The sequence below is a fragment of the Litchfieldella qijiaojingensis genome (assembly GCF_014651875.1).
Lineage (GTDB): Bacteria > Pseudomonadota > Gammaproteobacteria > Pseudomonadales > Halomonadaceae > Litchfieldella > Litchfieldella qijiaojingensis.
In genome coordinates, this window is sequence record NZ_BMXS01000001.1 from 371,549 (window position 1) to 385,330 (window position 13,782).

At 58.4% G+C, this 13,782-nt stretch carries 15 protein-coding genes and 1 tRNA gene; 3 read left to right on the top strand and 13 right to left on the bottom strand.

Going from position 1 to position 13,782, the window contains the following annotated elements:
• Nucleotides 1-7 precede the first annotated feature (7 nt).
• From infC to IE093_RS01900, 8 genes are all read right to left on the bottom strand, one after another.
• Nucleotides 8-610, bottom strand: a complete 603-nt coding sequence (gene infC / locus IE093_RS01865; RefSeq protein WP_479691154.1) for a translation initiation factor IF-3 — start codon at nt 608-610, stop codon at nt 8-10.
• Entirely contained in the window at nt 582-2,480 is a 1,899-nt protein-coding gene (thrS, locus tag IE093_RS01870; protein ID WP_189465555.1) for a threonine--tRNA ligase, read from the bottom strand. The genes infC and thrS overlap by 29 nt, the downstream gene beginning before the upstream one ends.
• A 319-nt stretch (nt 2,481-2,799) precedes the next feature.
• Complete coding sequence (locus IE093_RS01875) at nt 2,800-3,663, bottom strand: OmpA family protein (protein ID WP_189465557.1); 864 nt, start codon at nt 3,661-3,663, stop codon at nt 2,800-2,802.
• Nucleotides 3,664-3,975: 312 nt separating this feature from the next.
• Complete coding sequence (locus tag IE093_RS01880; protein WP_189465560.1) at nt 3,976-4,443, bottom strand: DUF2489 domain-containing protein; 468 nt, start codon at nt 4,441-4,443, stop codon at nt 3,976-3,978.
• A gap of 162 nt (nt 4,444-4,605) precedes the next feature.
• The gene (gene cyoE / locus IE093_RS01885; protein WP_189465562.1) at nt 4,606-5,523 is read right to left on the bottom strand and encodes a heme o synthase; all 918 of its coding nucleotides are present in this window, start codon (nt 5,521-5,523) and stop codon (nt 4,606-4,608) included.
• Nucleotides 5,516-6,574 (bottom strand): COX15/CtaA family protein, encoded by a 1,059-nt coding sequence (locus tag IE093_RS01890; RefSeq protein ID WP_189465564.1) that lies wholly within the window; start codon nt 6,572-6,574, stop codon nt 5,516-5,518. Before IE093_RS01890 ends, cyoE begins: the two co-directional genes overlap by 8 nt.
• A 41-nt stretch (nt 6,575-6,615) precedes the next feature.
• Nucleotides 6,616-7,149, bottom strand: coding sequence for a hypothetical protein (locus IE093_RS01895; RefSeq protein ID WP_189465567.1), 534 nt, complete (start codon nt 7,147-7,149; stop codon nt 6,616-6,618).
• On the bottom strand, nt 7,146-7,892 hold the full coding sequence (locus tag IE093_RS01900; protein WP_229803161.1) for an SURF1 family protein: 747 nt from the start codon (nt 7,890-7,892) through the stop codon (nt 7,146-7,148). Before IE093_RS01900 ends, IE093_RS01895 begins: the two co-directional genes overlap by 4 nt.
• A 10-nt stretch (nt 7,893-7,902) precedes the next feature.
• On the opposite strand from IE093_RS01900, the gene IE093_RS01905 reads away from it, so the two are divergent.
• Nucleotides 7,903-8,094 carry a DUF2909 family protein gene (locus IE093_RS01905; protein ID WP_189465572.1) on the top strand — a complete coding sequence of 64 codons (192 nt, stop codon included), beginning with the start codon at nt 7,903-7,905 and terminating at the stop codon, nt 8,092-8,094.
• 96 nt (nt 8,095-8,190) lie between these two features.
• Here IE093_RS01905 and IE093_RS01910 read toward each other — a convergent pair whose 3' ends face one another.
• The 5 genes from IE093_RS01910 to IE093_RS01930 form a co-directional block, all read right to left on the bottom strand.
• A complete protein-coding gene (locus tag IE093_RS01910) occupies nt 8,191-9,051 on the bottom strand; it encodes a cytochrome c oxidase subunit 3 (RefSeq protein WP_189465575.1) in 861 nt (286 codons plus the stop codon).
• Nucleotides 9,048-9,614: a cytochrome c oxidase assembly protein gene (locus IE093_RS01915; protein ID WP_189465578.1), complete on the bottom strand. Its 567-nt coding sequence runs from the start codon at nt 9,612-9,614 to the stop codon at nt 9,048-9,050. Before IE093_RS01915 ends, IE093_RS01910 begins: the two co-directional genes overlap by 4 nt.
• Nucleotides 9,615-9,668: 54 nt before the next feature.
• Nucleotides 9,669-11,300 carry a cytochrome c oxidase subunit I gene (ctaD, locus tag IE093_RS01920; RefSeq protein WP_189465581.1) on the bottom strand — a complete coding sequence of 544 codons (1,632 nt, stop codon included), beginning with the start codon at nt 11,298-11,300 and terminating at the stop codon, nt 9,669-9,671.
• 54 nt (nt 11,301-11,354) lie between these two features.
• The gene (gene coxB, locus IE093_RS01925; RefSeq protein WP_422730955.1) at nt 11,355-12,470 is read right to left on the bottom strand and encodes a cytochrome c oxidase subunit II; all 1,116 of its coding nucleotides are present in this window, start codon (nt 12,468-12,470) and stop codon (nt 11,355-11,357) included.
• Nucleotides 12,471-12,621: 151 nt separating this feature from the next.
• Nucleotides 12,622-12,795: a DUF2970 domain-containing protein gene (locus IE093_RS01930; RefSeq protein ID WP_189465584.1), complete on the bottom strand. Its 174-nt coding sequence runs from the start codon at nt 12,793-12,795 to the stop codon at nt 12,622-12,624.
• Between the two features lie 172 nt (nt 12,796-12,967).
• Here IE093_RS01930 and IE093_RS01935 point away from each other — a divergent pair, with 172 nt between their 5' ends.
• Nucleotides 12,968-13,348 (top strand): hypothetical protein, encoded by a 381-nt coding sequence (locus IE093_RS01935; RefSeq protein ID WP_189465586.1) that lies wholly within the window; start codon nt 12,968-12,970, stop codon nt 13,346-13,348.
• Nucleotides 13,349-13,670: 322 nt separating this feature from the next.
• Nucleotides 13,671-13,747 (top strand) — tRNA-Pro (locus IE093_RS01940).
• The last annotated feature ends 35 nt before the right edge of the window (nt 13,748-13,782 follow it).

The window sequence follows — 13,782 nt, forward strand, 5'->3', positions numbered from 1 at the left end:
CTTTGGATCACTTCTTCTTGGGGGCAAGGATCATGATCATCTGGCGTCCTTCCATCTTGGGGAAGGACTCCACGGTGGCTATCTCTTCAAGGTCTGCGGCAACCCGTTCCATCAACCGACGGCCGATGTCCTGGTGTGCCATCTCGCGACCGCGAAAACGTAGCGTCACCTTGCCCTTGTCGCCACCTTCGAGGAATCGTATCAGGTTCTTGAGCTTCACCTGATAGTCCCCCTCGTCGGTGCCAGGCCGGAATTTGACTTCCTTGACCTGGATCTGCTTCTGCTTCTTCTTCTGAGCAGCCTTCTGCTTCTTCTGCTCGAAGACGAATTTGCCATAATCCATGATCTTGCAGACCACGGGATCGGCATTGGAAATCTGCACGAGATCCATACCAGCGGCTTCGGCCTGCTCCAGCGCCTCACGCGTCGAGACGATACCTAGCTGCTCGCCGTCGCTGCCTATTAGACGAACTTCGTCTTCACTGATACGGTCGTTCATTGGTGGGCGCTTGTCTTGTGGACGCCCGCGCTGATTGTTCCGCTTGATCGTTACATCTCCGTTCTGGCAATTGACGTTACCGTCACACCCGCTCCGCCTGGAGCCTGGCAATCAGCTCATCGACCTGCATGCTGCCCAGGTCTTCGCCGCTTCGAGTGCGCACGGCAACAGCGTCGGATTCGACCTCCTTATCTCCCACCACCAGGAGATAGGGAACTTTCTGCAACGTATGTTCCCGAATTTTAAAGCCGATCTTCTCATTCCTCAAGTCCGCCTTGACGCGCAGCCCGATTTTCTGCAGCCGTTGCGTCAATGCCTGGGCATACTTGCGCTGAGCATCGGTAATGGTCATCACCACAGCCTGCTGGGGAGCCAGCCAAAGCGGCATGGCACCAGCGTAGTGCTCAATCAAGATACCGATGAAACGCTCGAAGGAGCCCAGGATGGCGCGATGCAGCATGACCGGCTCCTTGCGCGCACCGTCCTCGTCGACGAACTGGGCGCCCAGACGGCCCGGCAAGTTGAAGTCGAGCTGCAGGGTACCACACTGCCACACCCGGTTGAGGCAATCACGCAAGGCGAACTCTATCTTGGGACCATAAAACGCTCCTTCGCCCGGCTGCAACTCCCACTCGAGGCCAGTGGCATTCAGCGCCGCCTCCAGACCCGCCTCGGCACGATCCCACAACGCGGCCTCGCCCATGAAACCATCAGGGCGCGTCGACAGCTTGAGCTCGACATCCTCGAAGCCGAGTTCCCGGTAGACCTGCAACGTCAGCGCGATAAACGCCTCGGCTTCCGACTGAATCTGCCCTTCGGTACAGAAGATATGGGCGTCATCCTGAGTGAAGCTACGCACCCGCATCAAACCGTGCAGAGCCCCGGACGGCTCGTTGCGGTGGCAGCTACCGAACTCGGCCAGGCGCAGCGGCAGGTCACGATAGCTCTTCAATCCTTGATTGAAGACCTGGACATGACAGGGGCAGTTCATCGGCTTGATGGCATACTCGTGCTTTTCCGACTCAGTGATGAACATCAGCTCGCTGTAGTGCCCCCAATGGCCGGACTTCTTCCACAGCGACAAATCCACCACCTGGGGCGTCTTGATCTCCTGATAACCGTGCTCGCGCTGCACCTGGCGCATGTACTGTTCCACCACCTGGTAAAGAGTCCAGCCATTGGGATGCCAGAATACCATGCCTGGCGCCTCCTCCTGCAGGTGGAAGAGATCCATTCGCTTGGCCAGCTTGCGATGATCGCGCTTTTCGGCTTCCTCGAGATGCTTGAGGTAGCCCTTGAGCTGCTTCTTGTCCGCCCAGGCCGTACCGTATATGCGCGTCAGCATGGGCTTGTCTGCATCGCCGCGCCAATACGCACCAGCCAACTTGGTCAGCTTGAAGGCCTTCAGGTGACGTGTATTGGGCACGTGCGGCCCACGACACATGTCGACATACTCTTCGTGATGGTAGAGACGAATGGTTTCGCCTTCCGGAATCTCGCGCACGATCTCCTGCTTGTAGGGCTCGTCGCGGTGCAGAAAGGTCAACATTGCCTGATCGCGGTCGACATACTCGCGAACCACGTCATAACCCCGTTCGATCAGCTCCTTCATGCGCTGTTCGATGGCTTCCAGATCTTCCGGCGTCACCGAGCGGCCAAAATCGATGTCGTAATAGAAGCCGCCCTCGACCACCGGGCCGATGGCCATCTTGGCCTCGGGATAGAGCTGCTTGACTGCATGACCAATCAGGTGAGCGCAAGAGTGACGGATGATCTCGAGACCTTCCTCGTCACGCGAGGTGATGATCGCCACGTCGGCATCGTGATCGATGACATCGGTGGCATCCACCAGTTTTCCATCGATCTTTCCGGCCACGCAGGCCTTGGCCAGGCCAGGGCCGATGGATTCGGCCAGTTCCATGACGGTCAAGGGGGCGTCGAAGTGTCTCTGACTGCCGTCAGGCAGTGTCACGATAGGCATTGCAAATATCCTTGAGCGCAGTGGTGAGCCATACCAGGGCTCACATGTCGCAGGCTGTGATGAAAGGAGACGATGCATTGCCATCACGCCGACTGGCCATCATCACGAGACAAGACGCTCTTGCCCAGGATGAGACGGTGCCAACGGCACAGTGAGGCAACAAAAAGCGAACCTTAGCAGGCTCTTGCATCAGGCGTCCAGCATGAAACTTCATGGCCTGCCGGCACCCAAAACGACGCCAGGGTACCCGAAGGCCCCTGGCGTTCATCATCAGGCGGTGTCTCCGCCCGTATTTTCCGTTCGCATCAACGACGGTGCTTCATTCCCACTCGTCGAGTTCCACGCGACGGTTCTCGGCGCGGCCAGCGTCAGTCTCGTTGCTGGCGATCGGCTGCTCCTCACCGAAGCCTTGGGCGCGCATGCGATTTCTCTCGACACCGCGTGACTCCAGGTAGTCGACGACCGATTCGGCACGACGCTGGGAAAGCTGCTGGTTGTATGCGTCCGAGCCAACGGAGTCGGTATGCCCTTCGATGCTCACGCGCACATTGGGACTGGCCACCAGGCGTTCGGCAACGCCATCCAGCACTTGCTCCGCTTGCGGCGTCAACCGGGCGGAATCGAACTCGAAGTTCACATCACGCAGCACCAGGCTCTCGGGGCAACCCAAAGCGTTGACCTCGGCACCCGCCGGCGTATTCGGACACTGATCGCGGTAATCCGGCACGCCATCGCCATCGGAATCCAACGGACAACCCTGCGCATCGACTTCAACACCTGCCGGGGTACCAGGGCACTGGTCGCGATAATCCGGCACGCCATCGCCATCGGAGTCCAGCGGACAACCTTCGGCATCGGTGGCGACACCCGCCGGCACCTCGCCATAACGTGGGCACTGTGGCTCAACGGGCTCAGGGGTCCGATCGGCACACAGCATCGCACCGGCAGTGGCACCAACAGTGCTGCCTATAGCAGCGCCACTGTCTTCATCGGAATCACTGCTGGTGGCAAAACCAATGCCACCACCAATCAGGCCTCCCGCCAGACCGCATACGGCCGGGTGCTGGTACCAAGCGCGATCCGAGGACGTCTGACCGGACGTCTGGGAGGCAGAGCTGGCACAGCCGGAAAGGCCGACGACCAGAGCGGAACCGAGCATCAAGCCAGTCGTTGATTTCTTCATGTAAGACTCCTTCTTAACACAGCGCTTGTCGCAACTCTTCTTGACACAGCAGGCCCATTATTTTGCGGAACCCCGAAGCGAGAAGAGATTACTCCACCTTACCCTGCAAAAGAAAGCACATCATTGGTGTTTCGACCAGTGCTTTCCTCGTTCGGCGAATGATGTCATGCACACCGGACCAGCATCATAGGCTCGCCCATCAGAATGACTGAATACTCAAAATGTTGCAAATGCCGATTTGTGCATCATTGTTGTATAATAGGAGAAAAGCGTGGACGCACCTGTCGTCATACCTGCGGATAGATAGCCCATTCAATGCAAGCTTCCCGGCCAACTCGACTTGAATTCGAGCACGGCTCTGGCCGCATCCAGCACCTCTTGTCGGTGCTCTTCCTCGATCGCCCATCGTTGACGATCTTCCTTCATCCGCTCCTTGGGGCTCAAAGCTTCGCGTGCGGAGTGGGTATGCAGATGCGCGGTACGCGACTGGATGACGCCGAATATCTGGAAACTCTGGCGCTCCATTAGCGCGGGATCGATGATCTCGAGCAGTACCTTGCAGCGCAATGCTCCCTCGGTCAGATCGACCTGTTCCTGCAATATGGCCTTGGCAATGGCATCCAGACTCTCCAGGCACATTTCATTGGCACGGCGAACTTCATCTCGCTTGAACGCTTCACGACGTCTGACCTCTTTCCATAGCGTCCATGCATAAGCCCCGAGGCCAGCTACGATCACGAGTGCGATCCCCAACAGGATCACGGCAGTCATTTCACTCATCGGTAGGGTGTCTCAATTTGGCGTTTGGGCGTAGGGAGTATACGCCGACCGACTACTCGACCCAATCCATCCAAAAGCCGGTGACGCCTCATGACTCTGGAAGCAGGCTGCCAAGCAATCGACCCATAGGAGATCGAATACTGGACGACAGTAGCCTGCAGTTCAGTAGAACCATCCGGGCGAATAATGATCGAGCAGCAGTACACCGAATACACCGAGTATGTAGCGGATCGAAAACCAGAACGCAGCGAGCGGCGCATGCACGTCCTGGCCCCGCCAGACCTTCCAGTTCCAGAACATGAAACGAGCATTGAGTGCCATCACACCGACCAGATAGACCAGCCCGCTCATGCCGATCACGAACGGCAACAAGGTCACGGCTACCGTCAACCAACCGTAGAGCCAGACCTGGAGCCGAGTGAAGGCATCGCCATGCGTCACCGGCAACATGGGAATACCGGCCTTGGCATATTCGTCTCGCTTATGGATGGCCAAGGCCCAGAAATGCGGCGGAGTCCAAGCGAATACAATCAGCACCAACAGCAAGGGCTCCGCCCCCAACTGCCCTGTGATGGCTGTCCAACCGAGCAACGGCGGCGATGCCCCGGCCACTCCACCGATCACGATGTTCTGTGGGGTGGCTCGCTTGAGAAATGCCGTATAGACCACGGCATAACCGATCAAGGAGCCCAAGGTCAGCCAAGCGGTCAGCGCATTGACCCGCCATAACAACAGTCCGATCCCCGATACGGACAACAGTGTCGCCCACGCCAACGCATAACTCATGGGCAATCGCTGCGAAGCCAGCGGGCGGCGAGCCGTGCGGATCATCATGGCATCGAGGCGACGGTCAAGAACGTGGTTGAACGCCGCGGCACCGCAAGCTGCCAAGCCGATACCAACCAAGCCATAGACCACCGCATCCAAGGATGGCAACGTCGGTGACGCCAGGGCCATGCCCACCAGCGCGCAAACCAGCATCACCATGACCACACGCGGCTTGCAAAGCGTTATCAGGTCTCGCCAATGCCAGGCCACTTGCGATATTCCGTCGACACGTTCAATCGCCGCGTTACGCATGCGCCCACTCCTTCTCGCTGCCTTCTCCATTCAACGTCAGCAAGGCCCCTTGCTGGCGCCACCGCCAAACGCTTAGCGCCATCGCCACCACCAGCAACACCGCACCTGCCGTATGCAATAACGCCAAGCCTAATGGCAACCATAACAGGACATTGGCTATACCCAATGCTACTTGCCCCGTATAGGCTCCCAACAAGAGTGACAGTGTCGGTCGTAGGTATCGTTCACGCCAATGCCGCCAGGCAAGTACCATGATCGCCCCCCCCAGAGCCAACGCCCCTAACCGGTGCGCGAAATGGATGGCGGTACGCGCCTCGGCGTGTAACTGACCATGCAGGTAATTGGGCCCCACGGTCTGAGTCAGGTGGAATCCCTCACTCCAGTCCATGTCGGGCCACCACTGGGTATTGCACGTAGGGAATCCCTGACAGGCGATACCGGCATAGTTGCTAGTGGCCCAACCACCCAAAGCCAACTGCAGGACCAATAACGCGATCGCCACACCCCATAGTGGCGTCAGTTGCCTCGGCTTGCCCGATAACCCGCCTGGCATGCGCCCTTGCACATGTTGCCGCAGCCGCAGGTGCAACCATAGAAACAACAGCAGCACGGCAAGCCCGCTCAATAGATGCAGCGTCACCACTTGCGGCCAAAGCTTGAGGGTAACGGTGAAGGCACCGAAGGTTCCCTGAACCAGGATCATGGCCAGCAGTGTCAGGCTGACCCGCCAGGGGTAGCCAGGGCGACGGCGCAAAGACGCGCCAAGGAATACCAGCATCAATACGAGGAAGCCAAGTGCCGAAGCGACGTAGCGATGAGTCATCTCAATCCATGCCCGGAACGCCTCCAGCGGCACATCGGGCGAATGGGCCAGGGCAACACCGGAATCGGGCACCACCAGGCGACCGTAACAACCAGGCCAATCGGGACACCCCAGCCCCGCATCCATCAGACGGGTCCAGGCTCCGACCAAAATCACCAGCGCAGTGAACAACACACCTATCAGGCTCAGGTGCTTCAGCAATCGAAGTCTGACATCAACCTTTGACATGGCAGCCCCTCATCATCGTTGCACCTAGCCACTTGGCTACATCACCGACTGGATAGCTCCGCCTCCACCACGTTATCTGAATTGACCCTCAACAAGTGATTGATATCGTCCAGTACTCCGCCGGGATCGACGTCGGTGGCATAACCCAGCACCACTGTGCCCTGCGGATCCAACAGCCAAAGCTGACCATCACGCTGCCAGGCAGGAACTTCGCGCCACTGCCCCAACACCTCACCGGGAAGTGGCGTATCGGATCCCCCGATTCTCAAGCGCGTGACCCTCGGCGCCTCACGCCCCATTGCTCGGTGCAACCGCCACCACTGATCAGCCAGCACATCGCAGGAAGCCGAACAATCGAAGGCCAAGATCCAGTCTCCCACCTCGGTTGTTGGGCGCGGTTCACGCAGGGGCCACTCCGATAATGGCGGTATATCGGGTTCGAGCTCACCATGGGCCGTTCTCTGCTCGGGAATCCCCACACGCCATTCGACCATCACCCAGGCAACCAGCAGCGGCGTCGCAAACACTGCCATCAAGGCAAGCAGTTTCAAACGCTGACGACCAGCCGATGTCATCGCTCGCTCCCTCCTTCTTCCGAAGCGGTGTAGCTTCTCCGCATCTCATCGCGACAGAGGTACCTACCTCCCACCAGCATGACCGCTAGGGCGGCTATCGCCAGCCCCCACCATTGCACTGCATAGCCTAGATGCCGACTGGGAGGAACGACATTGGGCTGCCACCAAGGTGTCAGCCTCCCCGCCCCCTCCTCGAGATGCACCCACCCCTCATGGGCAAAGTCTGGCAACGACGACCAGGCTGCCAGGTCGATGCTCTGCAAACGACGTCCTTCCCGATTGTTGCCGAACACCAGCGCATCGTCATTTGCCGGCTGCCATCGGCCACTGACCCGAGCCTTGCCGGTTGGTGTACCCACCCTTGGTTCAACGCGAGAGGGGCCCGTGGGCAGAAAACCGCGCTGGATCAGCCACAAGCGTCCATCGTCTCCCCGCAAAGGCGTCAAGACGGCCACGCCGACTCGACCCTCGACGACCCGGTTGTCGAGAAAGTAGGTTTCTTCGGCCAAGTATTCTCCCCTGAGCACGACGCGCGCCCCTGGCGGTGGATCAGACAACGGTGCTTCGAGCTCAGGTGCGGCCTCCAGTTGGGCCAGATAGGCACGCTTGTCGTCGGCACGTTGCCACTGCCATGTTCCGAGGCCAATCCCAACCACCACCACCAGCCCCCAGAACAACCACCAGGCCACGAAGCGCTTGACATGATGCTCCCGCTTGCTTGAACTGGTTACATCCTGTCTCACGGAGTTCCCCATGCTGAAGGCTTTGATCGCCCTGGTCTTTCTCGCCATGCTCACCAGTCTGGCGGCTGGCGCGGGCTTCCTGCTACGCGACCATAGTCGCTCACGTCGGGTGCTGATTTCACTCAAAGTCCGCGTCGCCTTGGCAAGCCTGCTGATCTTGTTACTGCTCTATGGTTTCTATCTCGGAGATCTCGCTGGATAACGTGACGAAGGGCCAGTTGGCAGCAGCCCTTCGTTCGACCGGGAATACGGCGGGCAGGAACCTCGTGACAGGCATCGCGCGCCGGCCTTCCTGCCTTCAAAACACGTAGACGAACAGAAACAGACCGATCCATACCACATCGACGAAATGCCAGTACCAGGAGGCAGCCTCGAACGCGAAGTGATCGTCACGGGTGAAGTGCCCCTTGATGATACGGCCCAGCATTACCGCCAAGGTAATGGCGCCGATGGTGACGTGCAGTCCGTGGAACCCCGTCAGCAGGAAGAAGGTCGAGCCATAGATCCCCGCTTCCAGAGTGAGGCCTAAGTGAGCGTAGGCTTCGTAATACTCGAACCCCTGCACGACCAGGAAGGATATTCCCAGCACCAGGGTGCCAATGAGCCAGTTCCGCGCAGTCCGCCGATAACCTTCCTTCAAGGCTTCGTGGGCGATGGTCAGGGTAATGCTGGAACTGACCAGAAACAGCGTATTGGCCAACGGCAACTGCCAGGGGCTGACCGATTCCCTAGGCCCGCTGATGCCGGCATCGGGCGGATTCATCAGCGGCCAACTCGCGGTGAAATCCGGCCATAGCAGCGCCGCCACGCCCTTGGCTCCTTCACCGTCCAACCAAGGGACCGCGAAGGTACGCACGTAGAACAATGCGCCGAAGAAGGCAGCGAAAAACATGACTTCCGAAAAGATGAACCAGCCCATCCCCCAGCGGAAGGAGCGGTCCATCTGGTCATCGTAGAGCCCTTGACGCGACTCGCGCACCACATCGCGAAACCACAGGAACATGACGGACAGCACAGCCACCATACCCAAGGTCATCACCAAGGCGCCCCGACCGTACACCAGCAACGTACCGAGACCGGCCATCATGATCCCCACGGCCAGGGAGCCCAGCGCCGGCCATTTACTGCTTTCCGGAACGTAGTAGCTGCCACCACTCATACGTCACCTCCTCGAACAGGCAATGTCTGTGCCTGTAGCTGTGATTGGGAGTCCGCCACGGGATACAGGGTATAGACCAGCGTTACCGTATTGATGTCGGGGGGTAGATCCCGAGTCAATTGAAAAACCAACGGCACTTCCAGACGCTCTCCGGCTTCCAGGCGCTGCTCCTCGAAGCAGAAACACTGCACCTTGCGTAGATGCAAGGAAGCCTGTGAGGGCGACACGCTCGGAACCGCACGTCCGGTCAGTGCCTTGCTGCTATTGTTGCTGAAAGCGAAATTGACTTCGGTGGGCTGGCCAGGATGCACACGCACCTGTCGGTGTTCTGCTTCCAGTTGCCACGGCAACCCCTTTCCGGAACGCGTGATGAATTGCACCGTGACATAGCGCGAGGTATCCACCTGTTCATTAACGATCGAACGAGGCTGGTCACCCACCTTGCCGTTGATGCCCGTCACTTTGCAAAAGGCATCGTACAAGGGCACCAAGGCGAACGCGAAAGCGAACATGCCCATCAGCACAACTACCGTTCGAAAGACCGTGCGTTGGACCGGGTTCATGGCGCGACTCCCCGGCGCTGCCGGACATCGGCAGCGCCTAGCAAGCGAGTGATGTCAGTGAGTGATCGGGGTAAATTCCGGTGGCGTTTCGAAAGTGTGCAAGGGAGCTGGGCTAGGCACACTCCACTCCAGATCCTCGGCCCCCTCCCAGGCCTTGGCGGGTGCCTTTTCACCACCACGCACGCATTTGATCACTCCCCACACGAACAGTAACTGCGAAACACCGAACATGAAGGCGCCGACACTGGACACCATATTGAAATCGGCGAATTGAAGCGCGTAATCGGGTATACGTCGCGGCATGCCGGCCAGCCCCGAGAAGTGCATGGGGAAGAACGTCAGATTGACGCCGATGACCGACATCCAGAAATGCCAGCGTCCCAGACGTTCGTCGGGGTAGTGGCCGGTCCACTTGGGCAACCAGTAGTAGACACCAGCCATGACGGCGAAAATGGCTCCGGGCACCAGCACATAATGGAAATGGGCCACCACGAAATAGGTATCATGGTACTGGAAGTCCGCGGGGGCGATGGCCAGCATCAGCCCGGAAAACCCGCCGATGGTGAACAACACCACGAAGGACAATGCGAACAGCATCGCTGTCTCGAAGGTGATCGAACCGCGGAACAGAGTCGCGATCCAGTTGAATACCTTCACCCCGGTGGGTATGGCAATCAACATGGTCGTGAACATGAAGAACAATTCAGCCACCAGCGGCAAGCCAACCACGAACATGTGGTGTGCCCAGACCAGGAACGACAGGATGGCGATGGACGCCGTGGCGTAGACCATCGAGGCATATCCGAACAGAGGCTTGCGGGCAAAGGTGGGAATGATCGCCGACACGATACCGAACGCGGGCAGGATCATGATATAGACCTCGGGATGCCCGAAGAACCAGAATAGATGCTGGAACAACACCGGATCCCCGCCCCCAGCGGCGTTGAAAAAGCTAGTACCGAAGTTGATGTCCATCAGCATCATCGTAATGACCCCGGCAAGAATCGGCATTACCGCAATCAACAGGAATGCCGTGATCAACCATGTCCATACGAATAGCGGCATGTCCATCAACCGCATGCCAGGGGCACGAAGGTTGAGAATGGTGGCTATGATGTTGATGGCACCCAGAATCGAGCTGATTCCCGCCATATGCAGCGAGAGGATGAAGAAAGTCGTGGATGGCGGGGCGTAGGTGGTCGACAGCGGCGCGTAGAAGGTCCAGCCGAAGTCGGGACCGCCTCCCGGCATCAGCAGGGTCGACAATAGCAAGGTAAAGGCCACCGGAAGCAACCAGAAACTAAAATTGTTGAGCCGTGGCAGGGCCATGTCGGGCGCCCCCACCTGCAGCGGCACCATCCAGTTGGCAAGGCCTACGAAGGACGGCATGACAGCACCGAACACCATGATCAATCCATGCATGGTGGTCATCTGATTGAAGAATTCGGGTTGCACGAGTTGCAGTCCGGGCTGGAAGAGTTCCGCCCTCACCACCAACGCGAAGATGCCGCCGATGAAGAACATGACCAACGAGAAGACCAGGTAGAGCGTACCGATCTCCTTGTGATTGGTGGTCAACAGCCAACGCCAAATTCCGCGGGGCCGCTCGTGATGTTCATGGGCCAGGCCGCCGCTAGCCGCAGTACTGTGCTCAAGAGTCGGTTTGGGAGGCAAATTCGAGGCCATCGGAGATCTCCTGTCCTGTCAAGAATACCCAGAGGAACGTTCCGTCATGCGCCACTACTCGAGCAGCGCCTGGATTTCCGACGGTTGCACCGCATCCCCACTCTCATTTCCCCAGGCATTTCGTTCATAGGTGATGACGGCTGCCAGTTCCACGGGATTCAAGTTGCCGCGATAGGCTGCCATGGGCGTCCCGGAGACACCGTTCAGCACCACATCGATATGACGGTCAAGGTCGTTGAGGAGCGCCTCATTACCCGCCAAGGCAGGGAAGGTCGGCTCGGCTCCCGATCCATCCGGCTGGTGGCAGGTGGCGCAAATGGACCCATAAACCTGCTCACCGCGCTCCATCAATTCATCCATACCCCACTCGCGATCGACACCGCTTGCTTCGGCTGCGGCAGCCTCCTGACGCTCAGCCAACCAAGTATCGAATTCGTCGGCTTCCACGGCGCGCACCACGATCGGCATGAAGGCATGGTCCTTGCCGCATAACTCGGCACATTGCCCACGATAGATTCCCGGCTCCTCGATTCGAACCCAGTTCTCATTGACGAAACCAGGGATGCTGTCCTGCTTGACGGCAAGATCGGGGACCCACCATGAATGGATGACATCGTCGGAGGTCATCAGAAAACGCACTTTGCGACCGACAGGCAACACCAGCGGCTCATCGACGTCGAGCAGGTAATTCTCGTCCTTTTCCTCCTCGCCATTGACTTGACTCCGAGGCGTACTGAGGCTCGAGGTAAAGGAGACGTCCTCGCCTAGATACTCGTAATGCCAACGCCATTGCTGGCCAGTTACCATGACGTCGAGTTCTGCCTCCGAGGGGTCGTACATTCTCTTGAGTGTGGCGGTAGCCGGTAATGCCATGCCCACCAGGATCAATAGAGGGATCGCCGTCCAGACCACTTCGACGGACGTATTCTCGTGAAAATTGGCGGATTTGGCACCACGGGAACGGCGATAGCGGAACAAGGAGTAGAACATCACCCCGAATACCACGATGCCAATCACTACACAGATCCAGAAGATCGTCATATGCAGCGAGTAAATCTCGCGACTGACATCAGTGACGCCTACTGGCATGTTCCAGCCATTGGCCAGGGTCGATGATGCCAACCCCAGGAAAGATCCCGCCCCCATCATCCAAGCGAGCGACTTGCGCATCGGCCCCTCCTTGTCGTTGTCATGCCTACCGCGCGGCTGTGAGGCAATATTAGGCGTGCCTTTAACGCTTATGGAAAAGGATTACAAGCCGAATGGCAAGCAAACCCACCAAGTTGCTAAACGCACGCATCAACGCTAAAGGCGACGATCGTCAGCGGGCGGCGACGATCGCCACCGCGGCCACCACGACTACCAGCACCACCGCCAAGGCGATGCCTGCCGCAACGAAGGCTACTGGTTTTCCATGCTGGAAATCGCGGTGTCGCTGGCGTTCGTTCTGCACCCCAAAAAATGCCGCCAACACTGACTTGATCACTTCCCACATCGACAGACTCCCGTGCAACCGAGATTCAGGGTAGCGCATGCCACGTACGGCCCATCTACGTCCTTTGTCGCACATCAAGAAAACAGTGCGCGGAAACTATTCGAAACAATCGCGGACGACCTTGCCCACTATACTCAGGAATGCACTTGACACCATAGCGAGGGGCCTACAAATGCTAAAAGCAACGCGCAGCGCTGCTCCTGCCCAGGAACCCGTCCTGGAACCCGTCCTGGAAGTTTCCCAACCGGTCATCGAGTGGTGGATGCAACACTGGATGGATGCTGCGTCGCCCATGGCACGCATGCAACTGGCGTGGATGGAAACCGTCAGTGACGCCATTCATCATGAAGCCGAATTCCTGATGGCTTGTGCCTCTAGCAGCGAAAGGATGGCCAAATGCTTCATGGATCAGGAAACGCTCAACAACCCTGCGGTATTAGGCGAGTGCTATAACGATGCGGTCAAGGAAATGGCCAATGCCCACCTTTCTCGCATCAGCAAGGTCGCCGAGCTGTCGAACGAGTTCCGCGAACGGGTATGGGAAGAGATTTGATCGCACTGATCGAACATGTCAGCAAGAGAGGGTGGCCATAGGTAGACCGCCCTCTTTTTCCGTTTCCGCGTTTTTCCTCCTTATCCCGAGCCGTGAACACGCCTGTCGACAGTCGCCGCTGCCAGACACGCCGCCAGAATATGCCTCCCTCTGGGTTTGTACCCGGCATTGCATCCTTGACATCGCAGTCGCTTTGCCTCGCTCCGACAAGCACTTGAATAAAAAGCGCAAAAAGGGGTTTTCATTTCCAGCGTCACGAGGTAGGATACGCCTCGTTCTCGGGGCATGGGGTGGCCTACAGCCTCACATCGGGAACCCGGTCCGGAGCGTGGCGCAGCTTGGTAGCGCGCTGCAATGGGGTTGCAGAGGTCGCTGGTTCGAATCCAGTCGCTCCGACCACGAACAGCAAAAGAAACCGCCACTTACGGGTCACA